This is a genomic window from Planococcus sp. ISL-110, assembly GCF_018613575.1.
GTDB lineage: Bacteria > Bacillota > Bacilli > Bacillales_A > Planococcaceae > Planococcus.
This window is the reverse complement of record NZ_JAGGPX010000012.1, coordinates 122,994-144,628: the sequence shown is the minus strand read 5'-3', so window position 1 is coordinate 144,628 and position 21,635 is coordinate 122,994. Positions and strand designations below refer to the sequence as shown.

Annotated in this window: 24 protein-coding genes; 17 read left to right on the top strand and 7 right to left on the bottom strand. The window is 45.2% G+C overall.

Annotated elements, in window-relative coordinates; translation table 11 throughout:
• The first annotated feature begins 43 nt into the window (after positions 1 to 43).
• Together J7I83_RS08500 and J7I83_RS08495 are read left to right on the top strand one after the other, a co-directional pair.
• Complete coding sequence (locus tag J7I83_RS08500) at positions 44 to 478, top strand: MarR family winged helix-turn-helix transcriptional regulator (RefSeq protein WP_215100267.1); 435 nt, start codon at positions 44 to 46, stop codon at positions 476 to 478.
• Positions 471 to 1,658 carry an MFS transporter gene (locus tag J7I83_RS08495; RefSeq protein ID WP_215100266.1) on the top strand — a complete coding sequence of 396 codons (1,188 nt, stop codon included), beginning with the start codon at positions 471 to 473 and terminating at the stop codon, positions 1,656 to 1,658. Before J7I83_RS08500 ends, J7I83_RS08495 begins: the two co-directional genes overlap by 8 nt.
• Before the next feature lie 39 nt (positions 1,659 to 1,697).
• On the opposite strand, the gene J7I83_RS08490 is transcribed toward J7I83_RS08495, so the two are convergent.
• Together J7I83_RS08490 and trhA are read right to left on the bottom strand one after the other, a co-directional pair.
• Positions 1,698 to 2,477, bottom strand: a complete 780-nt coding sequence (locus tag J7I83_RS08490) for a 2-keto-4-pentenoate hydratase (protein WP_215100265.1) — start codon at positions 2,475 to 2,477, stop codon at positions 1,698 to 1,700.
• Positions 2,478 to 3,188: 711 nt separating this feature from the next.
• Positions 3,189 to 3,836 carry a PAQR family membrane homeostasis protein TrhA gene (trhA, locus tag J7I83_RS08485; RefSeq protein ID WP_215100264.1) on the bottom strand — a complete coding sequence of 216 codons (648 nt, stop codon included), beginning with the start codon at positions 3,834 to 3,836 and terminating at the stop codon, positions 3,189 to 3,191.
• A gap of 141 nt (positions 3,837 to 3,977) precedes the next feature.
• On the opposite strand from trhA, the gene J7I83_RS08480 reads away from it, so the two are divergent.
• Together J7I83_RS08480 and J7I83_RS08475 are read left to right on the top strand one after the other, a co-directional pair.
• A complete protein-coding gene (locus tag J7I83_RS08480) occupies positions 3,978 to 4,550 on the top strand; it encodes a DUF1836 domain-containing protein (RefSeq protein WP_215100263.1) in 573 nt (190 codons plus the stop codon).
• A complete protein-coding gene (locus J7I83_RS08475; protein ID WP_215100262.1) occupies positions 4,550 to 5,014 on the top strand; it encodes a YaiI/YqxD family protein in 465 nt (154 codons plus the stop codon). The genes J7I83_RS08480 and J7I83_RS08475 overlap by 1 nt, the downstream gene beginning before the upstream one ends.
• A gap of 33 nt (positions 5,015 to 5,047) precedes the next feature.
• On the opposite strand, the gene J7I83_RS08470 is transcribed toward J7I83_RS08475, so the two are convergent.
• Entirely contained in the window at positions 5,048 to 6,151 is a 1,104-nt protein-coding gene (locus tag J7I83_RS08470; RefSeq protein WP_215100261.1) for an S-layer homology domain-containing protein, read from the bottom strand.
• Positions 6,152 to 6,319: 168 nt separating this feature from the next.
• On the opposite strand from J7I83_RS08470, the gene J7I83_RS08465 reads away from it, so the two are divergent.
• Positions 6,320 to 7,015, top strand: a complete 696-nt coding sequence (locus J7I83_RS08465; protein WP_215100260.1) for a type 1 glutamine amidotransferase domain-containing protein — start codon at positions 6,320 to 6,322, stop codon at positions 7,013 to 7,015.
• On the opposite strand, the gene J7I83_RS08460 is transcribed toward J7I83_RS08465, so the two are convergent.
• Positions 7,012 to 7,899 carry a glycerophosphodiester phosphodiesterase family protein gene (locus J7I83_RS08460; RefSeq protein ID WP_215100259.1) on the bottom strand — a complete coding sequence of 296 codons (888 nt, stop codon included), beginning with the start codon at positions 7,897 to 7,899 and terminating at the stop codon, positions 7,012 to 7,014. The genes J7I83_RS08465 and J7I83_RS08460 overlap by 4 nt on opposite strands.
• Before the next feature lie 189 nt (positions 7,900 to 8,088).
• Here J7I83_RS08460 and J7I83_RS08455 point away from each other — a divergent pair, with 189 nt between their 5' ends.
• The 7 genes from J7I83_RS08455 (at position 8,089) to J7I83_RS08425 (ending at position 13,610) form a co-directional block, all read left to right on the top strand.
• A complete protein-coding gene (locus tag J7I83_RS08455; protein ID WP_215100258.1) occupies positions 8,089 to 9,159 on the top strand; it encodes a type III polyketide synthase in 1,071 nt (356 codons plus the stop codon).
• The gene (locus tag J7I83_RS08450) at positions 9,156 to 9,668 is read left to right on the top strand and encodes an isoprenylcysteine carboxyl methyltransferase family protein (protein WP_215100257.1); all 513 of its coding nucleotides are present in this window, start codon (positions 9,156 to 9,158) and stop codon (positions 9,666 to 9,668) included. Before J7I83_RS08455 ends, J7I83_RS08450 begins: the two co-directional genes overlap by 4 nt.
• Positions 9,669 to 9,762: 94 nt before the next feature.
• Positions 9,763 to 10,044 carry a hypothetical protein gene (locus J7I83_RS08445; protein WP_215100256.1) on the top strand — a complete coding sequence of 94 codons (282 nt, stop codon included), beginning with the start codon at positions 9,763 to 9,765 and terminating at the stop codon, positions 10,042 to 10,044.
• Positions 10,045 to 10,136: 92 nt separating this feature from the next.
• The gene (locus tag J7I83_RS08440) at positions 10,137 to 11,228 is read left to right on the top strand and encodes an AI-2E family transporter (protein WP_215100255.1); all 1,092 of its coding nucleotides are present in this window, start codon (positions 10,137 to 10,139) and stop codon (positions 11,226 to 11,228) included.
• Between the two features lie 120 nt (positions 11,229 to 11,348).
• A complete protein-coding gene (locus tag J7I83_RS08435; RefSeq protein WP_215100254.1) occupies positions 11,349 to 12,134 on the top strand; it encodes a transporter substrate-binding domain-containing protein in 786 nt (261 codons plus the stop codon).
• A gap of 106 nt (positions 12,135 to 12,240) precedes the next feature.
• Positions 12,241 to 12,885, top strand: a complete 645-nt coding sequence (locus J7I83_RS08430) for an amino acid ABC transporter permease (protein ID WP_215100253.1) — start codon at positions 12,241 to 12,243, stop codon at positions 12,883 to 12,885.
• Positions 12,882 to 13,610, top strand: coding sequence for an amino acid ABC transporter ATP-binding protein (locus J7I83_RS08425; RefSeq protein WP_285228681.1), 729 nt, complete (start codon positions 12,882 to 12,884; stop codon positions 13,608 to 13,610). The genes J7I83_RS08430 and J7I83_RS08425 overlap by 4 nt, the downstream gene beginning before the upstream one ends.
• Positions 13,611 to 13,763: 153 nt before the next feature.
• Here the strand turns inward: J7I83_RS08425 and J7I83_RS08420 are convergent, their stop codons facing one another.
• The 3 genes from J7I83_RS08420 to J7I83_RS08410 form a co-directional block, all read right to left on the bottom strand.
• Positions 13,764 to 14,588, bottom strand: coding sequence for a transporter substrate-binding domain-containing protein (locus tag J7I83_RS08420; RefSeq protein WP_215100252.1), 825 nt, complete (start codon positions 14,586 to 14,588; stop codon positions 13,764 to 13,766).
• Positions 14,589 to 15,020: 432 nt separating this feature from the next.
• Entirely contained in the window at positions 15,021 to 15,461 is a 441-nt protein-coding gene (locus J7I83_RS08415; RefSeq protein ID WP_215100251.1) for a peptidylprolyl isomerase, read from the bottom strand.
• Between the two features lie 78 nt (positions 15,462 to 15,539).
• Entirely contained in the window at positions 15,540 to 16,331 is a 792-nt protein-coding gene (locus J7I83_RS08410) for an SDR family oxidoreductase (protein ID WP_215100250.1), read from the bottom strand.
• 159 nt (positions 16,332 to 16,490) lie between these two features.
• Here J7I83_RS08410 and J7I83_RS08405 point away from each other — a divergent pair, with 159 nt between their 5' ends.
• The 5 genes from J7I83_RS08405 (at position 16,491) to tatA (ending at position 21,635) form a co-directional block, all read left to right on the top strand.
• Positions 16,491 to 17,480, top strand: coding sequence for an NAD(P)/FAD-dependent oxidoreductase (locus J7I83_RS08405; RefSeq protein WP_215100249.1), 990 nt, complete (start codon positions 16,491 to 16,493; stop codon positions 17,478 to 17,480).
• A gap of 397 nt (positions 17,481 to 17,877) precedes the next feature.
• Positions 17,878 to 18,687, top strand: coding sequence for a LysM peptidoglycan-binding domain-containing protein (locus tag J7I83_RS08400; RefSeq protein WP_215100248.1), 810 nt, complete (start codon positions 17,878 to 17,880; stop codon positions 18,685 to 18,687).
• Between the two features lie 219 nt (positions 18,688 to 18,906).
• Positions 18,907 to 19,659, top strand: a complete 753-nt coding sequence (locus tag J7I83_RS08395) for a gluconate 2-dehydrogenase subunit 3 family protein (protein ID WP_215100247.1) — start codon at positions 18,907 to 18,909, stop codon at positions 19,657 to 19,659.
• A 20-nt stretch (positions 19,660 to 19,679) separates the two neighbouring features.
• On the top strand, positions 19,680 to 21,392 hold the full coding sequence (locus J7I83_RS08390; RefSeq protein ID WP_215100246.1) for a GMC family oxidoreductase: 1,713 nt from the start codon (positions 19,680 to 19,682) through the stop codon (positions 21,390 to 21,392).
• An 18-nt stretch (positions 21,393 to 21,410) separates the two neighbouring features.
• On the top strand, positions 21,411 to 21,635 hold the full coding sequence (gene tatA, locus J7I83_RS08385; RefSeq protein ID WP_215100245.1) for a twin-arginine translocase TatA/TatE family subunit: 225 nt from the start codon (positions 21,411 to 21,413) through the stop codon (positions 21,633 to 21,635).

Here is a 21,635-nt window from a genome sequence, read left to right as displayed (position 1 = left end):
CGGCATATATTTACCTAGGTAAGTATAGTGGGAGGTTGAGCCCATGAAAAAACTATTGTTTCACGAAATCCATCAAAAATCCCGGTTATCAATCTCAGAAGTGAATGAGACCTTAAAGGAATTTGATTTGTACAGTTCCCAATGGTCTATTCTGTTTTGTCTGAAGCAGTTCGGTTCGATGACACAGAAAGAAATCTGGCAGTATTTGAATGTTGAGGCACCAACTGTGACAAGGACCATTGTCCGTCTGGAGAAAAGCGGATGGATCCTTCGACGTGAGGGCAAGGACAAGCGTGAACGGATTGTTCAACTGTCCCTTTTTGCTGAACAAAAGATGCCGGCTATTGAAAATCGGATTCGGCAAACAGAGAAAAGACTGGTTTCGGGTCTTTCCGATGAAGAGCAGGAACAGCTGCTTGCTTTGCTGAAAAAAATAGGAATAATGGATTCTGAAGAAAAGGATGTAAAGAATGGCTGAAAAAAGACCCATTTGGACAAAGAGTTTTATTAATATCTCAATCAGCACGTTTTTTATTTTTGTAGTTTTCTATGCGCTGCTAACGTATATGCCGCTTTATGTACTGAACGATTTAGGTGGTACAGCTACAGAAGGGGGAGTGGCGGTCTCCGTCTTCTTGCTTTCTGCCATTATCATGCGTTTCTTTGCGGGAATGATCCTGGAAAAATTCGGGAAGAAGAAAATATTGATAGTTGCTCTCTTCCTGTTTACGGTCAGTACAGTCCTTTATGTGTTCGTCGGAAGTTTTACAGTGCTTTTGCTGCTGCGTTTTTTCCAGGGCATCTGGTTCAGTTTGGTCACGACCGTAGCCGGAGCCATTGCAGCGGACATCATTCCGCCGGAGCGGCGCGGTGAAGGCCTGGGCTACTACGGCATCGCTATGAATCTGGCGGTAGTCGCCGGACCGTTTATCGCATTGTCCCTTCAGCCTTATGTGCCCGCGCGGATTATTTTTATCGTACTGGCCGTCATTATGGTGGTCGGTTTCCTATGTGCTCTAGCAGTTAAAGTGGAAGCAGAGCCGGTTATGAAAAACGACAAGCATAAACTGACGATCAACGATTTTCTGGAGAAAAAATCCATGCCGATTGCAAGTGTCGGCTTTTTCATATCGTTTGCTTATGCCAGCATCCTGACCTTTATTTCTGTTTATGCGGAGTCGATCGGACTAATCAAAGCAGCGAGCTTTTTCTTTGTGGTTTATGCCATTGCTATGCTGGTTGTGCGTCCGCTTACCGGGAGGTTGTTTGATACAGTGGGGCCTGGCGTTGTCATCATCCCTTCCATTATTATATTTGGAATAGGGCTTATCTCGTTAAGTTTTACGGAATCTTCATGGATGCTGCTGGCTTCGGGGGCATTGGTAGGCCTTGGCTACGGGACCTTGCTGCCGAGCTTCCAAACGCTTGCCATTCAGGCGGCTGATAAGCATCGCAGCGGCTATGCCACAGGAACCTTTTTCGCTTTGTATGATAGCGGAATTGCAGTAGGTTCGGTTTCACTCGGAATCATTGCAGGAATCGCCGGCTATTCAAATCTGTATTTGATGCTTGGTATTTTTGTCATGCTCATCGTCTTTTACTATCTGTGGATGATGTCGAAAGAGCAGGATTCTTCTCATGGAAGAATAGCGGAATAGAAAAAGTGGTGCACAAATTTCTTTGTGCACCACTTTTTGTTATTTGACGATCAATCTTACCGAGCCAATCTCACCATAGCTGGCCTCATAAAGTCCTTTTTCCAAGGGTTTCGGCAAAATAAAGGTGCCGGATGAAATAGCCATGCCTTTTTTGACAGCCAAACCATGCCCAGCCAGCTCGTTGACGAGCCATTTGACTGCATTGATCGGGTGATCCAACACTTCGGAGGAATTCCCAGCAGCAATTGTTTTACCGTCCAATGTCAGATTGCCCGGCAATTTCTCCAGTTGGTCGTAGCGGATATTATCGAGCGGCAAGCCTGTAATGATCCTTCCAGCTACTGCACTGTCTGCGATAACTTGGCCGAGTGTGATTTTAGGAAACCAGTCGTCAAAGCGGGAATCCGGTACTTCAATGCCAGGGGCGACCAGGGTTTTCTCAAGCAGTGCATGGACATCATCAGCCGCAGCCAAATCTTCCTTGGCAATGAAAATCAATTCGATTTCAATTAAAGGGGAAGACAAGGAGTCAAGCTCAATGACGCCATCCGACAAAGCGGAAGTGGTGAGAGCACCATATAGCGGAGTTTCTGATTGGAAAAGATTTTGTGTTTCTTTGCTCGTTAAGCTGATTTTATAGCCTTTTAATTCTTCCTGTTTCCCGCGGGTTTTATGGGCAGTAACTGCATGCTGAATTGTGTATGCCGGGATTTTCTCTAAAGAGGCGGGTATCTGCTCTTTCGGGATGGCTTCTCCGGTTTTGTATGCATCGTATAAAACTGCCGCCATTTCAGTTTGTTGAGAGTCCAAGTTTCGCATAAGTAAGTGTGCCCCTTTCGGATGATTTGATCCTTATCATATCATTATGGCAGTTTATTTTGAATGTTCCGGGCGCTTGCGCTTTTCTTTTTTGTCCAGACTCCAGCAGCCAGATTCTCGGGTCATAAGCCACACTGGCTGTGCGGCTGAAAATATGCCGCTTCGCCAGAGCGTCTTATGCCTGTCGAACCTACACGGCCGCTTGCGCTTTTTTTTGTCCAGACTCCAGCGCCCAGCTCTTCGGGTCATAAGCCAACCCAGCGGCGTGGCAAAGAACGCCACTCTGCTGGTCTGTCTTATGCCCATCAGAGCTACACGGGCGCTTGCGCTTTTCTTTTTTGTCCAGACTCCAGCGGCCAGGTCCTTGGGTCATAAGCCACTCTGGCTGTGCGGCTGAAAATATGCCGCTTCGCCAGAGCGTCTTATGCCCGTCGAACCTACATGGCCGCTTGCGCTTTTCTTTTGTCCAGACTCCAGCGCCCAGCTCTTCGGGTCATAAGCCAACCCAGCGGCGTGGCAAAGAACGCCACTCTGCTGGTCTGTCTTATGCCCATCAGAGCTACACGGGCGCTTGCGCTTTTCTTTTTTGTCCAGACTCCAGCGGCCAGGTCCTTGGGTCATAAGCCACTCTGGCTGTGCGGCTGAAAACATGCCGCTTCGCCAGAGCGTCTTATGCCCGTCGAACCTACATGGCCGCTTGCGCTTTTCTTTTTACAAAACATAAAAGTAAACAGATAAGAAATGGCAGAGGCTGCCGAATAGGATGAAGAGGTGGAAAATTTCATGGAAGCCCAAATACTTGGAAGATAGGAAGGCGGGTTTTATTCCGTAGATGATTCCACCCACTGTATATGAAATTCCACCTGCAACAAGTAACAACAAACCGGTCAGGGACAAGCTGTCTGCGAGGGGCACGACAGCGAAAATAATGATCCAGCCCATGGCAATGTAGATTGCCGTAGAAAGCCATCTTGGAGCATGAAACCAGATCATTTTAAAGAAGATGCCGCTCAGCCCTAAAATGGCGACAAGGGAAAACAAGGTCCAACCGAGTGTTCCCCCAAGCGCAATCAGACAAAAAGGGGCATAGGAACCTGCAATTAAAGCGAAAATCATCGAGTGATCGAGTTTTCGCAAGAACGCAATGATATAAGGCTGTGAAATCGCTGAATGGTAGATGGTGGAAGCCGTATACAACAAGATCAGGCTGATGCCGAAAATGGTGACAGCTGTTACATGCAAAGCAGGTTCATTAGCATAGGCGGCTTTGATGGCCATTGCTAAAAGCGCAGCCAGTGACAATACAGCGCCCGCTAAATGGGATAGGGCGTTAAAGGGTTCTCGAATATATGTGTTCATTGCGAAACAACTCCTTATTGTATGTAGTTATTGAAACTACATACAAAGATACTCGCATTAATTATTAGAGTCAAGTTTGGAGAAATTTTGATAATGGGGTAAAATAGCCAGTATGAAATACTGCAGGGAGCGTGGAAACACATGGAAAAAGCAAACGAAATCATCGGTGAGATGGCTTTCCATAATCAGATTCTGCCGGAAGACATTCCAAAGATCGACCTGTATATTGATCAGGTCATTCAATTGTTCGAATCCAGTTTTGCCGAATCGAAACGGCATCCGGATGAGAAAATCCTGACCAAAACCATGATCAACAATTACGCCAAAGGAAAATTATTTTATCCGGTCCAAAATAAAAAATACAGCCGCAACCACATCATGTTGATCAGCCTTATTTATCAGATGAAAAGCGCGTTGTCGATTAATGACGTCAAGCTGGTATTGAATGGCATTAACGAAAAGGCGGCACAAAAAGAGTTGGACCTGGAGCAATTTTATCGAAGTTACTTAAATCTCCAACAGGACAACACGGAAATCTTCGAGGATGCCTTAAAACAGCAAGTGGAAGCGGCTGCCGGACAAATCGCAGGTGTCGAAGATTCCGAGGAGTTGGAACGCGTATTGCTCATTGCATCATTGGTGCACACCAGCAACCTTTACCGGAGAGCTGCCGAGAACCTGGTGGATAGAATGGTGAAAGGGGCAGAAGAGTAATGGTTAAAATTCTCATTGATGCAGACGGCTGTCCGGTCGTCGGGCAGACAATCGATTTGGCTAAATTATACCGCCTATCGGTTATATTGATTTGCGATACTTCCCACGAAATGCACAGGGAGGGCGCGGAAACCATCACCGTGTCAAAAGGGGCGGATGCTGTTGATTTCGTCCTTGTTAACCGGGTCGACAAAGGGGATATTGTCGTTACTCAGGATTACGGACTGGCGGCAATGGTGCTTGCCAAACGCGGTATTCCGATCGATCAAAATGGCCGCATCTATTCAGACGAAAACATTGAGCAGCTGCTCCACGGCCGGCATGTTGCCAAAAAGATCCGTCAGGGTGGAGGCAGGATGAAAGGACCGAAAAAACGTCGTCCTGAAGATAACGAGAAATTCGGAACGGCTTTAACGTTACTGTTGAAAAAAACAAAGGAAAGCGAAGAAAGACCCGGCAGATGAAATGCCGGGTCTTTCTTTGTCTGCTTTTTTGAGTTAGATGGTCCAACGGTCATTGATAATGGCCACCAATACCCAGTCGCCATTGCTGTTTTTCTCGAAAACCATATTCAAGCTTTGCCAGTCCATCCCGTCATATTGCTCTGTGCCAGGGAAGTAGTACTCGACAATGGTCGCTTCGGGATACACGCGGTGAATAAATTCATGTGTAGTTGGCTGGACGGTTCGTCCATAGCGTTCTTTGGCGGTATAAGTCGCATCCATCAAGTACTCATCGTAATATTCAGCAGGTGTCAAATTGATTTCAAAACCGCTGCCGTCCTGATAACCCCATAAATAATCATTGGCATCATTCATGAAGCCAGGCAGCTGGGCTTTGGTGAAAGTAACGCCGCCATTGTCAATGCAGCCTCCGCTGTAAGGGCAGAATGTCAAACCCTCAGAGGAGCTTACATAAGCTGCAACATCGCCAAAGTCCTCAGCCTGCAGCTCAGCCAAAATTTCATTGGCTGTCATAAGCAATTCCTGTTTTTCAGGAATAAAAGCAGGCTCGACGGTGCGTGCCAGAAATGCGGAGAATTGAGCACGTGTGACCGGAATATCAGGACGGAAGGTATTGTCCGGATAACCGCGTGCAACTCCTTGGTAGGCAAGTCTTGACACGGCATCAAATGCGAAATGATTTTCCGTCATGTCCCGGAACTCATTATCGGGCGCTTCTGGGAAGTAGAAGGCTCTATCCAGTATTGCGGCAGTTTGGCCACGGGTGACAGTCCAATCTGGACGGAAATAATTATTCGGAAAACCGACAATGATCTCTTCTTCAGCAGCTGATGCGATGTAACCGGAAAACGGATGGCTTGCCGGTACATCCTTAAAGCCGGTGGAGCGGGATGTGTCATCCAAATTCAAGGCGCGTCCAATCATGGCTACGGCATGAGCCCGGGTCACAGGGTCGTTTGGTCTGAAGGTGCCATCAGGATAGCCATTGATGATTCCTTCTTCGTACAGGTAAGCGATCTCAAAAGCGAAGGGGTGGGTGGCAAATACGTCATCGAACAAAACAATCGCTTTGGCGGGAGACAAAAACGAACTGAACATCAGGATGGCAGCTGCGATTAAAGACAACAAAGTCTTCATAATTCATCCCTCCCTATTTGATCTTATTTTACCACAGAAGAAAGTAAAAAGTAATAATAAATTGTTATATAAAATAATATAATGAGTGAAATTCGGCTAAAGAGTAGTTTTTCGAAGGATGGGGAATAAAAGAGGGAATACGCTAAGTCGATGCGAAAGGAGATCGTTATGAAGAAAATATTGATTGTTGCGACAAACGAAGCCAAAGTCGGAGTAAGAGGCAGGAAAACAGGTCTTTGGCTGAGGGAATTAACTGATTTTTATCATGAAATTAAAGATGATTTCAACGTGGATATTATCAGCACCGCCCCCAGCCGGATTCCGATTGATCCCTTAAGTCTGATTGAAGGTGTGGTCCATAAGCAGACACGCCAGTATTATTTAGAGGATGGACTGATGGATAAGTTGAAAAAGCCGCTGACATCGGAGCAGGTGAAAGGCCGGGACTATGCCGCTATTTACTTTACCGGCGGCCATGGCACGATGGTGGATTTTCCTAATCATCCAGGCTTACAGCAGTTGACGGCGGCTGTTTACGAAACCGGTGGTGTAGTGGCAGCCGTTTGCCACGGAGCGAGCGCTTTGCAGAACATTCATTTATCCGATGGACAAAACCTATTGGCGGGCCATGTTGTGACCGGCTTTTCAGATCTGGAGGAAAAGATGATCGGGATGTACAGTGATATTCCATTTTCACTTGAGCAGGCGTTACGGGATCAGGGTACCTTATTTCAAATAGCGCAGCTGCCATTCACTGCTTGTGTCATCGAATCCGGGCGTTTGGTTACCGGACAAAATCCGGCTTCAGCAAGTCTTGTTGGAAAAAAGGTGAAGGAATTGTTGAAAGCGGTGAACCCGGCTTAATCTTCAGCAGGGTCGTTTATCTTCATTTTCCTTTCTGCATAAGCCATGAACTGCAGGGGATAACTGGTTTGAATCAGGCTGATGCCGCGGTCTAAAAGCCAACCCCACCCTTGATCAGGGTCCAATAGGGACAGGGAATCTGAGTGCCGGGCATTTTCAGCAAAATCAAGTGCATTGCCCCATAAGTTTGTTTGGCCCTTTAGCTTGGAAATGACCTTATCCGAAACGACTTCGTCATCTTCTGTGTAAAAAAGAAGTTCGATCGCTGTCGGTGAGATGGTCTCCAGCAACAGATCGAGTTGATGAAGGTTTTTGTCGCTCAGCTTGTGCATATAAGCCATGTTACGTGGATTCAAATCGAAAAATGCAGTCAACTGCTCTACGGGCTTATCACTTTTCAACAGAAAATCATCAAATAAATCATAGCGCTCAACGAGTTCATAAAGTTCATGCCGCAAATCCCAGGCCTTATCTGCATTGATCATGGCTTTTCCCTTGATCATGGGCAGGATCTCGAGAAGAGTAGGTACTTTCTCTTTGGTGCTTTTAGCATTGGGGCCGCCATTCAATTCTTTTAATGACAGCTGTTTTATTTCCCTTAATGTCAGTTGGTCTACTTCTCCCGAGCCGTTTGTCGTCCGGTCAACTGTACTGTCATGCATAAGAACAATATGGCCGTCTTTAGTCAATTGCATGTCCAACTCGATTAAATAAATCTTGTGGTCAATGCAGCGCTGAACAGCGGGAATTGAATTTTCAGGAGCAGGATTCCAAAGGCCGCGATGTGCAATGGGACTCAGTGGGTGCTGTTTTTCCTGTAAAGCTTTTAAAAAATCAGTGTAGCTGTTCAAGTGCCAACCGAACATCTGATAGTCAACCACCATAAGCTCCCTCCTTGCGATTCACCTTAAGTATACAAGGTTCAATGGGATAAGTTTATTAGGAAGCTCGTCAGCGGGAATTTTGGAATCTTCCTGTAAGGAAAACTGCAGAACGTTAAGGGGCAACATGCCGCCGTACGGCTGTTTCAGGAAAAAACGATTAGAAATTACAATACAGAGGAGGAAAAGCTGATGGCCATGATCCGAAAAGTAGTTACGGAAAATGCTCCCTATCACGTGGATCAAACAGAAATTGTCAGTGTGGTCCGAAATTTGTTTGGCGGCCATTATGATGACATTGAAAGACTTTTAAAGGTATTTGGAAACGGCCAGATCGAAGGCCGTTATTTTGCTGCTCCTTTGGATTGGTTTGAAGAAGAGCGGGGATTAGAAGAAAAGAACCGATTGTATGTAGAGGAAGCAGTAAAAATGGGGAGTCGAGCTGTCGCGAAGTGTCTGAAAGAGGCAGGAGTGGATAAAGCGGATGTAGATGCATTTGTCTTTGTATCAAGTTCCGGAATGTCCACACCGACGATTGATGCCCGAATCATGAATGTCTTGGAGATGCCCCCACATGTGAAGCGTATTCCTTTATGGGGACTTGGTTGTGCAGGCGGTGCATCTGGCCTCAGTAGTGCGGCCGACTATTGCCGGGCTTATCCAGAAGCTGTCGTTGTGGTTCTTTGCCTGGAACTTTGCAGTTTAACTTTTCAGCGTTCTGATCGCTCAAAAAGCAATTTGATCGGAACATCCCTGTTTGCAGACGGCGCAGCCTGTGCGTTGGTTACAGGAGATAAAATAAGCTTGCCGGGTGAAGGGTTTCACATCAAAGATACACAATCAACTTTAATGCGGGATTCTGAAGATGTCATGGGATGGGACGTCAAAGATGAAGGCCTGCATGTAGTTTTTTCGCGTGACATCCCGAAAATTATAGAAAAATGGCTGAAGCCCAATGTAGATCTCTTTTTAGAGAAAATTTCAAGATCTTCTTCGGATATTACCCATTTTATTGCTCATCCTGGCGGCAAAAAAGTGTTGACCGCATACGAAAAATCGCTTGATCTGACAACTGACAAGACGGACATTTCAAGAGCAGTGCTCGCTAAATACGGCAACATGTCTTCGCCGACAGTGCTCTATGTACTGAAGGACTTTATGGAAAAGAAACCGCAGCACGGAGAAGAGGGGTTGCTTACCGCTTTGGGACCCGGTTTCAGTTCGGAAATGCTATGGCTTGAATGGGGAGATTCGGTGCGATGACATTCTTTTATCTATTGATCGGTTTTGTGATTTTGCAACGGCTACTGGAAGTGGTGTACGCGCGTTTCAATGAAAAAGCCATGAGAAAGCAAGGAGCCGTCGAATTTGGCGCTGGACATTATAAATGGATCGTCTTGCTTCATGTACTTTTTTTCCTTTCCCTGCTTCTCGAAACCTGGACGTTTGGAACAGAGCTCGGGAGCGGCTGGCAAATCTTTCTAGTGATTTTTGCTATCGCACAGCTGCTTCGCTTCTGGGCTTTAGCATCTCTGGGCCGCTTTTGGAACACCAAAATCCTCATTCTGCCTGGGGCGGCTCTAGTGAAAAAGGGGCCGTACCGCTGGCTGCCGCATCCTAACTATCTTGTCGTCGCTATGGAGATTGCCGCATTGCCGCTCATTTTCGACGCTTGGCGAACGGCTTTAATCTTCAGTGTTGCAAATGCGCTTTTGCTTCTTATGGTGCGCATTCCAGCAGAAGAAAAGGCTTTGCAGCAATTGAAATCCTGAACGGATAAAAAAATGCACACAGCTAGTTAGAAAATCATATATAGGGTATACAAGAAAGTGTGAAAGAAAACCATGTATTTTTGGAGGGATTCAGATGAAAAAATCTACAATGAATACACTTATCGGCAGCGCACTTGCAGCGGCCTCTGGAATTTTTGTTTATAAGGCATACCAGGAAAAAAACACAGTGCGTGTAGAAGAAGACACCGATATGCGCAACAGTTCGACAGTGGATAAGCGTGAAAGTGTCAGCGCTTTAGAAGATTCCTCAGAGCAGGGCTTGTCTCAATTGGATTCTGCTTACCGGGATGAATGGCAGGCTAATGCATTTCCACAAACTCACAAAGAAATGCGCGAACTTGAAGAAGATAAATAAAAGCATCAGAAAAAGCGAAAGCAAAGATTCTTTTTGCTTTCGCTTTTTTGCGTGCCCAAATTTCCTGACGCTGTCGGAAAGGAGAAACACTCATGTGGATTAAAAAACCATTTTTCGAATACACCACCGCGATTTTACTCGTTGCAGTCACTTTGTTTTTTCTTGGAAAGATCGACTATATTTTTGAACCATTGCAGATTATTATTGCCACCATCTTTGCTCCTGTTTTGTTCGGAGGACTTCTATATTATTTATTGCGCCCGTTTGTGAAATTGCTCATGCGTTATGTGTCCAAGATTGCTGGGATCGGGATCGTCTTTACAGCCATCATTTTGACCTTATCCATCCTGCTTTATTTCTTCGGTCCAATCATTACCAGTCAGGTCGAAAGCTTGGCGAACCTGGCGCCCTCGAAGGTCGAGGAAGTGACAGAGGAATCGAACGATATGCTGGTTGATTTTCAATTGGGGGGAGTCACCGGTACGGAAATAAAAGCAGGTGCTCTAGACTATTTGGAGAACCTCTCAGAAAGTTTATTGAATAACGTCATGGATATTTTAGCAATGGTTATGAACATCGCCATCGTACTGATCGTGGTGCCTTTTGTTCTTTTCTTCCTATTAAAAGACGATGAAAAGTTCGTTCCGCACCTAACAAAGTACTTGCCGGAAGAGCATAAGCTTGAAGGTGAAAAATTATTGAAAGATGTCGATCGGACACTTTCTGCGTTCATTATTGGTCAAGCGATTGTAGCTGCTGCAGTCGGGGCATTGATGTATGTCGGTTATTTGATCATCGGGCTGGATTATGCTCTTAGCTTGGCTATTTTTGCGATGTTCCTAATCATCGTACCGTTTTTAGGTCCGCTGATCGGGGTTATCCCTGCACTGTTTGTCGCTTTGATGAGCGGTGATATGTGGATGGCAGTGAAAGTGATTTTAGTCTTACTGGTCGTGCAGCAGCTCGAAGGAAATTTAGTCACGCCAAATATAATGGGCAACCGTCTGAATATCCACCCGCTGACCATTATCCTGCTATTGATGATTGCAGGGGCTTTATATGGATTTGTTGGTATCCTGATCGCTATTCCTGCATATGCGGTTGTGAAGACCTTGGTCCATAATTTTCGGCTGTTCAACCGATTGCGGAAAAAAAGAGAAGTTTCCAAAAAAGAGGTTACTTAGTAACCTCTTTTCTTTTTTGGCTGAATATTGGTTATTTTCTATTAAATGTTCTAGGATCAGAAAAATTATGATATATTAATATTCAGAAAGACCGATGTAAGAAAAAAAGGGGGAACTATAATGAAGAAGTGGAGTCTTTTAGCACTATTAATTGCAATGATGCTCGTAATCGCTGCATGCGGATCCGATGAAAGTACAGAAGATACGGCAAGCGGTGACGGCGGCAGTGAAGGAGAAACGTATACAGTTGGAATCGATACCACTTATCCACCTTTCGAATTTGAAGTGGATGGAGAATATACAGGAATCGACATTGACTTAATCAATGCGATTGCTGATAACCAGGGCTTTACGATTGAATTCAGCCCGATGGACTTTGGGGGAATTATTCCGGCTTTGCAGGCGGACCAATTGGATGTCGCAATTGCCGGCATGAGCATTACGGATGAACGCAAAGCTGTGGTCGATTTTTCTGACCCATACTTTGATGCTGGACTGTCTCTTGTTGTAGCTGAAGACAACACGGAAATCATGGCTTTGGAAGATCTTGAAGGCAAGACTGTAGCTGTTAAGAGCGGGACAACAGGTGCTCAATTCGCTCGTGACAATGAAGCGGAATATGGTTATACGATCGCGCAATTTGAAGACAGCCCATCCATGTTCCAGGAAGTTTCAAACGGCAATGCCGATGTGCTGCTGGAAGATTATCCGGTCATCGCTTATGCAATTGCTGAAAGTGAACTTTCTTTGAAAACAGTGGGAGAGCGTTTAACTGGAGATCAATATGGCATTGCGGTATTGAAAGGTGAAAATGCAGAGCTGCTTGAACAAATCAACGCCGGTCTTCAGGAATTACGTGATAGTGGAGAATACGATGAAATTTTGGCAAAGTATATCGCGGAATAAGAAAACTCCACTCAGTCGGTGGGATTGCTGACCGTTAAAGCGGGATGAAAAATGAATGCAGCGCGCAAAAGTGCGCTGCATTTTTTTATGTAAAGGGGACGGGTGTATGGAAACAATTGTTAATGCTTTTCCGTATTTGATGGAAGGGCTGCAAGTTACGTTGTATATTTTTGCGATTGCCATCGTCTTCGGATTCCTGATCGGCTTGGTTGTCGCGCTGTTCAGATTGGCGCCGCTGAAAATCTTGAACTGGATTGCCAAAATCTTTGTGGATGCCATCCGGGGGACGCCGTTCATTGTCCAGCTGTTCTTTATCTACTTTGGCTTGAATTCCCTGGCCTTTATCTCTTTGGACAATACCACAGCTGGAATTGTGACAGTGGCCATTAACGCAGGTGCCTACTTCTCAGAAATTATCCGTGCAGGCATTCAGTCAATCGATAAAGGGCAAACAGAAGCGGCACGATCGCTTGGCTTGAATTCGACACAGAACATGCGCTACATCATTTTGCCGCAGGCATTCAGACGGATGCTGCCGACAATTACCAACCAGGCAATCATTTCATTGAAGGATACGTCTCTGCTATCGGTCATTGGAGTTGCTGATCTGACGCAGGAAGGCCGCATTCAGGCAAGCGCAACATTCGATGCGTTTAATGTGTACTTGATCTTGGGGATTATTTACTTTGTCATCATATACTTGCTCTCCATGCTGGCGAGCTTTGTGGAAAGGAAGTTTGTCTTACGATGACTATGATCAGAGTAGAGAATTTAAAAAAATCATTCGGCAATCTGGAAGTCATAAAAGATATGAGTACCGTAGTGGAAGAAAAAGAAGTCATTTGCGTGATTGGACCGTCGGGTTCAGGGAAAAGTACGTTTCTTCGCTGTTTGAATCGATTGGAAGAAATTACAGGTGGACATGTTTATATCGAAGGGGTGGACATCACCGATCCGAAAGTGGACATCAATAAAATTCGCCAGGACGTTGGCATGGTGTTTCAGCAATTCAATTTGTTTCCTCATAAGTCGGTGTTGGAAAATGTCATCCTGGCACCTATGAAAGTGAAGAAGAGTGACAGAAAAGCCAGCGAGAAAAAGGCCTATGAACTGTTGGATAAAGTCGGTTTGCGAGAGAAAGCAAAGGCTTACCCAGGAGAACTTTCCGGCGGCCAGAAACAACGTGTCGCCATTGCCCGAGCACTGGCAATGGACCCAAAAATCATGCTCTTCGATGAACCGACTTCCGCGCTCGATCCCGAGATGGTAGGGGACGTGCTGGATGTCATGAAGCAACTGGCGCACGAAGGGATGACGATGGTTGTGGTGACGCACGAGATGGGATTTGCCGCTGAAATGGGCGATCGCGTATTGTTTATCGATGGTGGTTATATCGTGGAGGAAAATGTGCCGAAGGAGTTGTTCGGCAACCCACAGCATGAGCGGACAAAAGCTTTTTTAAGCAAAGTGTTGTAGAAAATGCGCCTGCGGGCGTATTTTTTTTTTTGCTTTTTTGCCAGTGGAATCGTATTTTCGGAGCGACGGATCGCATCACCCTAAAACACCAAACAAAACCCGTCCTGGATACAAACTCAGGGCGGGTCCATATGGCTTTCAGAATTTATTGATTCAGGGGATATAATACTTGTTAAGAATTTCCTCGTATTCACCACTGTCACGCAATTCCTGAAGACCGGCGTTGATTTGTTCAAGAAGTTCATCATTTTCACCTTTTAACACCGCAATGCCATACTGTTCATCAGTCAAACGCTCTTCCGCAATTTTAATCTCCAAATCTTTAGTGCTTATTGCATAGGCTACCACTGGGTAATCCTCAACGACTGCATCTAAATGACCGTTCTCCATTTCGGCAAACATGGTAGGGCTTTCATCGAACCTAGAAATTCTATAGCCGAATTCTTCATTATTATCATGAAGAAACTTAGATCCGGTAGTGCCATTTTTTACACCTACTATTTTTTCTTCCAAATCTTCCATCGAATTAATATCAGCATTGTCTACGGTTACTGCAAGAGCCAACCCGGCATCAAAGTAGGGATCTGAAAAATCCACAACTTCTTGCCGTTCCTCTGTGATGCTCATTCCAGCAATGGCAATGTCCAATTCACCCGCTTCCAAGGCGGGGATGATTTCATCAAAGTTCATTGGCTTGAATTCGATTTCAAATCCCTGAAGCTCCGCAATTGCATTCATTAATTCAATATCAATTCCTGTGTATTCACCGCCTTTTTGAAATTCAAATGGTGCATATGAAGTGTCAATTCCTACAGCATACGTCTGGTCTTCTGTGCTCATTGCCCCTTCTTCGTTCTCGACTGTTTGTTCTTCGCCGGCAGCCCCACTTTCTTCTTCAGATTGTTCACTTTCCTGCGTGCATGCGGCAACTACAATTATCAAGGCTAAAAGCAGCAGCAAGAAACTGAATTTCTTCACTTTACCCACCCCTTTATCTAATAAGTTTCTCACATCTAATATATCACTTATTTGATATAATGACATTAAATTGACTTAATTTTCAGAATTTTTTTATATAAGTTGAATCAATCCTTTATAACAGCTTCTGGTTTGTTATGGATATTCTGCAACCCAGCTCTGCTTTCCTATGGGTCTGCCGCCGAACTAAATGAAGTTAAAAGATCTAGCTGATTTCGACACTTCGTCTTTACATCTCTTAAACAATTTGAAAAAAGCTGACTCTTCAATTCATCAACTTATCTAGCAGTTTTTTATTTCTTTCAAGGTTTTATCATCGGTGGGCGGAGATGCATTTAAATTATAATAGAAGGGGTTAGAAAAATTCTCTTATTCAAATCCATACAAAAACCGGCCAGGATTAAAATCCAGGCCGGTCAAGCTCATACAGACTTATTCTTCGTCAAAGACGTGAACTTTAGTCATTTTGTCGCCATTGCTCATTGCTTTGGCAGTTTCAAGTCCTGAGGTCACTTGTCCGAAGACAGTGTGAACGCCGTCAAGATGCGGCTGTGGTGCGTGAACGATAAAGAATTGGCTGGAGCCAGTGTCTTTGCCGGCATGTGCCATTGATAAGCTTCCTGCTTGGTGCTTGCGCGGGTTGCCTTCAGTTTCACATTTGATTGTTTTGCCGCTGCCGCCAGCACCAGTGCCGGTTGGGTCGCCGCCTTGGCTTACGAAGCCAGGAATTACACGGTGGAACGTTACGCCGTTGTAGAAGCCTGAGTTTGCAAGCTCCTCAAAGTTTGCAGCAGTGTTGGGTGCTTCGTTCGGGAAAAGTTCGAATTCGATGATTTCGCCGTTTTCCATGTGGATGTGCCCTTTTTTTGCCATTCTAAAAACATCTCCTTTATAATTGGTTCATTTCCCAGTATATCGATTTTTGGGTTGGCTGTATAATCATTTGTCACATTACAGTGCTTTTAATGAACCACCTTCTATGACTAAAGACTGGCCCGTCAGGTAGGAGTTGGCAGCGGAAGCGAGAAAAACAATGACTTTGGCGAATTCCTCAGGATCGCCGTAGCGTCCGGCTGGAATATTCGCCTTGCTTTTTTCAATGATTTGTTCAATTGGAACGCCTTGTTTATCTGCCGCAATCCCATCCAATTCAGCTACGCGGTCTGTGCCGAACCGTCCGGGTCCAACAGTGTTGACCAGAATATTGTCTTTTGCGACTTCACGCGCCAGTGTCTTCGAAAAGCCGACCATTCCTGCACGGAAGGTATTGGATAGGATCAGGCCATCAATCACTTCTTTTGTCGAAGAAGAAGAGATATTGATGATGCGTCCGAACTGTTGTTTCTTCATATAAGGGAGTACGGTGCGGGAGGTGCGTATGTAGCTCAGCAGGTTTTGGTCAAACGCCTTATACCAGTCGGCATCTTCCACTGCATCAAATCCGCCGGCTTTCGGACCGCCCGTATTGTTGACCAACACGTCAATGCGGCCAAACTTATCGGCGACAAATTGGAATAGATTTTGGATATCTTGTTCTTTGGAGACGTCGCAAACATGGGAGAACACTTGCTGATTTCCGGAAGCCTCTTTTATTTCAACAGCAGTTTCGTCAAGTGCCTGTTGGCTTCGGCTTGAAATGATGACGGTAGCGCCTTCCTTGGCAAACTCGAGTGCCGTCGCTTTGCCCAATCCTTTACTTGAGGCCATAACCACTACTACTTTTTCATTGATTCCTAAATCCACTGTGATCATCCTTTCTTGTCTATCCATTCTTCAGTTTAAGGATAGCAGACAGATAATTCAAACTTTTATTTTTTATAAATTTCCGTCATAAGTCTAATGGCGTGAATCCGGGGTAAATATGATAGGATATAGATATTGATTAGATTAGGAGTGTTATAAATGGAAGAACGCGAAGTTTTTGATATTACAATTATTGGCGGCGGGCCCACTGGCCTGTTTGCTTCCTTTTACGGTGGTATGCGCAAGATGAAAGTTAAGATTTTGGACAGCCTTCCACAGCTTGGGGGCCAATTGACTGAGCTGTACCCGGATAAATTCATTTACGATGTAGGTGGATTTTCGAAAGTTCTGGCGAAAGATCTGGTAGGTAATTTGGTACAACAGGCGAAATACGGAGATCCTGAAATTTGTCTGGAAGAAACCGTTACAGCTGCAGAACGCAACGGAGACCATTTCGTGATTCAGACCGATAAAGGCCTGCATTACACGAAGGCTATCCTGCTGACGGCTGGCGTCGGTGCCTTCCAGCCGCGTAAACTTGCAGTCGAAAGTTGTGAGGTTTTCGAAGAAGGCAAGACGCTTCATTACGGCGTTAAAGATCTGGCTGTCTTCAGCGATAAGAAAGTAGTTGTTTTAGGCGGCGGTGATTCAGCTGTTGACTGGGCGATGATGCTCGAAAATGTGGCGTCCCATGTGACTTTGAGCCACCGCAGAGACAAGATGACTGCTCACGAGGCGAACATCGATGTCTTGATGGATTCGAAAGTGGAAGTGAAAAAGCCATACGGCGTTAAAGAACTGGTCGGCGAAAACGGACAGGTCAGCGAGCTTGTGCTGATTGACAAAGAAGGCAATGAAGAACGCCTTGATGTGGATCATGTTATCGTCAACTACGGTAATATTACATCGTTAGGTGCCATTAAAGAATGGGGTCTTGAGATGGATAAAAACTCGGTGATCGTCAATTCCAAAATGGAAACCAGCATTCCCGGCATTTATGCAGCAGGTGACATTGCAACGTATGAAGGCAAAGTCAAGCTGATCGCCGTAGGTTTCGGTGAAGCACCAACAGCCATCAATAACGCGAAATCTTATCTGGATCCAAAATCTAAAGTTCAGCCCTTGCACAGTACCAGCGTTTTTAAATAACTCAAAAAAAGATCCGGCACATGAAAATGTGCCGGATCTTTTTTTGTTATTTTAGTGTCTTCTATTCTTTTTTACCAGTGGATCATGGGAAGCCGCCTTGAGAAAGGAGACACCCATTAAAATAATGACGACGGAAAAAGGTCTAGTAAATAGAAGAAGCAGAAACAAAGCAGTTTGCTTCAAACCGCCAATCCGTCTAAGGAAAGGATAAGAAGTTAGTGCACTTCCTTTGGCTTTTATGGAAGTTGTCTGAAGAATTTTTAGTTTTATTACAGCTTGTAATAAAATGTGGATCCTTGTCATTAAATTGTTATGTTCTATCTGCCATTCTGTCATGTTCCTGAAATGTCGAGGTGTTATGATCATCCCTGTTAGTGAAAAGGAGGAATTTCAATTTATGAAAAAGCAAATCGTTACACTAACTGCTATCGCAGCTTTAAGTGTGGGAGCAGCAACTTCGGCTAGTGCTTCATCTTCGTATACAGTCCAATCAGGTGACACTCTTTGGGGAATTTCACAAGAAAAAAACGTATCAGTAGAAAGCTTAAAAGGATTAAACAGTTTATCCTCAGATTTGATCTTGCCTAACCAGGAACTAAAAGTCGATGGACAAGCAGCATCAGAAACGAAAGCGGACAACTCAACATATACAGTAAAATCAGGCGATACATTAGCTGAAATCGCCAGCGCACATGGTATTGCATTGGACAGCTTAATGAGCTGGAATGGCGTATCCGGATACCTTATTTATCCTGGTGAGCAGTTAGTTGTCAAAGGCGGCACAGCAGTGGCAGAAAAAGCACCAGCTAAAACTGCAGCAGCACCAGCACCAGCAAAATCAGCAGCACCGGCACCAACTCCAGCACCAGCAAGTGCTCCTGCAGAAAAAGCTCCTGCAGCAGCGTCAACACAGTCTGGTAAAACAATGACTGTATCTGCGACAGCTTACACAGCTTATTGCATAGGATGTTCAGGAACGACAGCAACAGGAATTGACCTTCGTTCAAATCCGAACCAAAAAGTTATCGCAGTTGATCCTTCAGTAATTCCACTGGGCTCTAAAGTTTGGGTTGAAGGATACGGAGAAGCAATCGCTGGTGATGTTGGCGGCGCAATCAAAGGCAATAAGATTGATGTCTTCATTCCATCACAAGATGCAGCTTTGGAATTTGGCCGCAAAAACATCACAATCAAAGTTCTAAACTAATATCATGATGCTACAAAGCCGAGGTGTTCACTCCCTTGGCTCTTTTTTATCTGTAAACAATTATATGGAGACGGTTTCTGAGATTTTTCAGAGACCGTCTTTTTTGTTTGAAAAATCATTGTCACAAATTTCTTCAAAATCCTGAATAAGAAATTGATAAAAGGGTATGGTATTAAATGTTCAGAATTTTCTTTTATTTAAATAAAGGGGGACAGTAAGATGGCGAAAAATGACAAGAACTTTTCTCGGCGAGACTTTTTGAAAACTTCAGGGATTGCTACGGGTGCATTGATTGGGGGCGGGATTATTGGAGGCTTGATCGGTGCCAATACAAATCAGCAGGATACGGCATCATCCCCTCCTGGAACTCCTCAGGAATCGTTGGGATCTCCCGGTGGAGTCAGGGGACTGGTCTTCTTTAAGAACAATGCAGAATTTGAAATTTTAAACCAGGCCACTGAACGGATTTTTCCCGAGGATGATTTAGGTCCTGGAGCCATTGGATTAGGAGTAGGCTATTTTATCGATCAGCAGCTGTCCGGCAGCTATGGTGAAAATTCAAAAGAATACATGCAGCCACCTTTTTATGAAGGGGGGATTACACAGGGCTACCAAAGCCGGTTAAAAAGAAATGAAATGTTCCGCCAGGGCATCCAGCTGATGCAGCAGGAAGCTCAAAGCCGTTTCAACGCTAACTTTGTTGATTTGGAAGGTGAGCAGATGGATGAAATCCTGACAGCTTTCCAGGAAGATGAAATCCAGATGAAGGGCACAACCTCGCTGTTCTTTTTCCGGCTTTTAAGGCAGGCGACTTTAGAAGGGGCTTATGCAGATCCGATTTATGGCGGCAACCATAATATGGAGGGATGGCGAATGAAAAACTTCCCAGGCCATCAAACTGCCTATATCAATGAAATCGACAGTGAAGACTTTGTGGACATCGAACCTCAATCTCTGGGTATGGAACATTAAGTGAAAAAGGGGGAACTTATATGGTGACAACTTTGGACAGCGTTGATGTAGTAACGGTAGGTGTTGGATGGACAGGTGGAATCATCGCCGCTGAATGTGCGAAAGAAGGACTTAAAGTTGTGGGGTTGGAACGAGGCCGCGAACGTGGCACTGAGGATTTCAGTATTGTGCACGATGAATACCGCTATGCAATCCGCTATGAATTGATGCAGGATTTATCGAAAGAAACCATTACTTTCCGCAACAATCGGCAGCAGCGTGCATTGCCGATGCGCCAGCTGGGATCTTTCCTATTGGGTGAAGGATTGGGTGGATCAGGAACACACTGGAACGGTCAGACTTGGCGCTTTCTTCCCTATGATTTCCAGATTAAAACCATGACGGATGAAAAGTATGGAGCCAATAAACTGCCGGCTGAGTACACCATTCAGGATTGGGGAATCACTTACGACGAATTGGAACCGTATTTCGATCGATTTGAAAAGACAGCTGGTATTTCGGGAGAGGACATCAACCCGTTTTGGGGCCAGCGTTCAAGTCCCTACCCCACGCCGCCAATGAAGAAAACACCGATTTTGCAGCGGTTTGAAACAGCAACTTCTAACCTGGGACTGTCACCATTCATGTTGCCATCCGCCAACTTGTCAGAAGCCTATGAAAATCCGGATGGTCAGCAAATCAATGCATGCCAATATTGTGGGTTCTGTGAGCGCTTCGGCTGTGAGTATGGAGCGAAAACCTCCCCGGAAATTACGGTGGTCCCCGCAGCCAGAGAAACAGGCAATTATGAGATCAAGTTTAATGCCAACGTGGTCGAAGTCATGAAGGAAGGCGATCGTGTCACAGGAGTCCGCTACTACGATACACAGACTTTTGAGGAATTTATCCAACCGGCAAATGTCGTTGTTCTGACGAGTTATGTCCTGAACAATGCCAAACTGCTGATGGTGTCCGAAATTGGCCAGCAATACGATCCGGAATCAGGGCAGGGAACACTGGGTAAAAACTACGCCTACCAGATTTTGCCGGGAGCATCTGGTTTCTTTGAGGAACAGATGAACACCTTTATGGGTGCTGGAGCTCTTGGAATGTCTGTAGATGATTTTAATGGAGACGCTTTTGACCATGGTGATATGGATTTCATACATGGTGCCAGTTTATCCATGACCCAAACCGGATCCCGGCCGATTCTCCACAATCCGATTCCACCGGACACCCCTTCTTGGGGAGCAGACTTTAAACGTGCTTCAATTGAAAACTATACAAGAACGTTGGGCGTCGGAGGCCAGGGAGCTTCCATGCCGCACCGGGAGAATTTTATGGCGCTCGATGGCACTTATAAAGACATTTACGGTGTTCCGCTGCTGCAGCTGACTTATAACTTTACTGACCAGGACCGTGCTCTCCATAGCTACATCACAGAAAAAGCGGCTGAAATCATGCAAGAGATGGGTGCAAAAACGGTTGTGGCAGGCAATCCGATTTCAGATTATGACATCGTTCCCTATCAGACTACCCACAACACGGGAGGGACCATTATGGGTGCGGATCCCGCAACGAGTGTAGTCAACAACTTCCTGCAGCATTGGGATGCTGAAAATCTATTTGTTGTAGGAGCAGGCAACTTTGCCCACAACGGTGGTTACAATCCGACCGGCACTGTAGGAGCACTGGCTTATCGCTGTGCTGAGGGAGTTATCCGTTACAGTCGTGAAGGCGGATCACTTGTTTAACAAAGGAGGAAAAATCATATGGGTGGATTAGCTTCAATTGGTGTGCCAGGACTGATTATCATTTTGGTGATTGTCTTGATTATATTTGGACCGAAAAAGTTGCCGGAAATCGGCGGAGCGGTCGGAAAAACATTTTCTGAATTTAAACGTTCGACCAAGGGTCTGATGGATGATGATGACGAGGAGACAGTGAAAAAAGAAACCGTGGAAGAAAAGGACCTCAAAAAATCTGAGAAACTATGA

What these genes read in the sequence shown, in the direction of transcription:
- J7I83_RS08390 (WP_215100246.1), top strand. Translation starts at nt 19,680, where the DNA reads ATGGTGACAACTTTGGACAGCGTTGATGTAGTAACGGTAGGTGTTGGA.
- J7I83_RS08425 (WP_285228681.1), top strand. Translation starts at nt 12,882, where the DNA reads ATGACTATGATCAGAGTAGAGAATTTAAAAAAATCATTCGGCAATCTG.
- J7I83_RS08445 (WP_215100256.1), top strand. Translation starts at nt 9,763, where the DNA reads ATGAAAAAATCTACAATGAATACACTTATCGGCAGCGCACTTGCAGCG.
- J7I83_RS08415 (WP_215100251.1), bottom strand. Translation starts at nt 15,461, where the DNA reads ATGGCAAAAAAAGGGCACATCCACATGGAAAACGGCGAAATCATCGAA.
- J7I83_RS08435 (WP_215100254.1), top strand. Translation starts at nt 11,349, where the DNA reads ATGAAGAAGTGGAGTCTTTTAGCACTATTAATTGCAATGATGCTCGTA.
- tatA (WP_215100245.1), top strand. Translation starts at nt 21,411, where the DNA reads ATGGGTGGATTAGCTTCAATTGGTGTGCCAGGACTGATTATCATTTTG.
- J7I83_RS08500 (WP_215100267.1), top strand. Translation starts at nt 44, where the DNA reads ATGAAAAAACTATTGTTTCACGAAATCCATCAAAAATCCCGGTTATCA.
- J7I83_RS08405 (WP_215100249.1), top strand. Translation starts at nt 16,491, where the DNA reads ATGGAAGAACGCGAAGTTTTTGATATTACAATTATTGGCGGCGGGCCC.
- J7I83_RS08470 (WP_215100261.1), bottom strand. Translation starts at nt 6,151, where the DNA reads ATGAAGACTTTGTTGTCTTTAATCGCAGCTGCCATCCTGATGTTCAGT.
- J7I83_RS08495 (WP_215100266.1), top strand. Translation starts at nt 471, where the DNA reads ATGGCTGAAAAAAGACCCATTTGGACAAAGAGTTTTATTAATATCTCA.
- trhA (WP_215100264.1), bottom strand. Translation starts at nt 3,836, where the DNA reads ATGAACACATATATTCGAGAACCCTTTAACGCCCTATCCCATTTAGCG.
- J7I83_RS08395 (WP_215100247.1), top strand. Translation starts at nt 18,907, where the DNA reads ATGGCGAAAAATGACAAGAACTTTTCTCGGCGAGACTTTTTGAAAACT.
- J7I83_RS08480 (WP_215100263.1), top strand. Translation starts at nt 3,978, where the DNA reads ATGGAAAAAGCAAACGAAATCATCGGTGAGATGGCTTTCCATAATCAG.
- J7I83_RS08455 (WP_215100258.1), top strand. Translation starts at nt 8,089, where the DNA reads ATGGCCATGATCCGAAAAGTAGTTACGGAAAATGCTCCCTATCACGTG.
- J7I83_RS08460 (WP_215100259.1), bottom strand. Translation starts at nt 7,899, where the DNA reads ATGGTGGTTGACTATCAGATGTTCGGTTGGCACTTGAACAGCTACACT.
- J7I83_RS08400 (WP_215100248.1), top strand. Translation starts at nt 17,878, where the DNA reads ATGAAAAAGCAAATCGTTACACTAACTGCTATCGCAGCTTTAAGTGTG.
- J7I83_RS08450 (WP_215100257.1), top strand. Translation starts at nt 9,156, where the DNA reads ATGACATTCTTTTATCTATTGATCGGTTTTGTGATTTTGCAACGGCTA.
- J7I83_RS08440 (WP_215100255.1), top strand. Translation starts at nt 10,137, where the DNA reads ATGTGGATTAAAAAACCATTTTTCGAATACACCACCGCGATTTTACTC.
- J7I83_RS08475 (WP_215100262.1), top strand. Translation starts at nt 4,550, where the DNA reads ATGGTTAAAATTCTCATTGATGCAGACGGCTGTCCGGTCGTCGGGCAG.
- J7I83_RS08490 (WP_215100265.1), bottom strand. Translation starts at nt 2,477, where the DNA reads ATGCGAAACTTGGACTCTCAACAAACTGAAATGGCGGCAGTTTTATAC.
- J7I83_RS08465 (WP_215100260.1), top strand. Translation starts at nt 6,320, where the DNA reads ATGAAGAAAATATTGATTGTTGCGACAAACGAAGCCAAAGTCGGAGTA.
- J7I83_RS08430 (WP_215100253.1), top strand. Translation starts at nt 12,241, where the DNA reads ATGGAAACAATTGTTAATGCTTTTCCGTATTTGATGGAAGGGCTGCAA.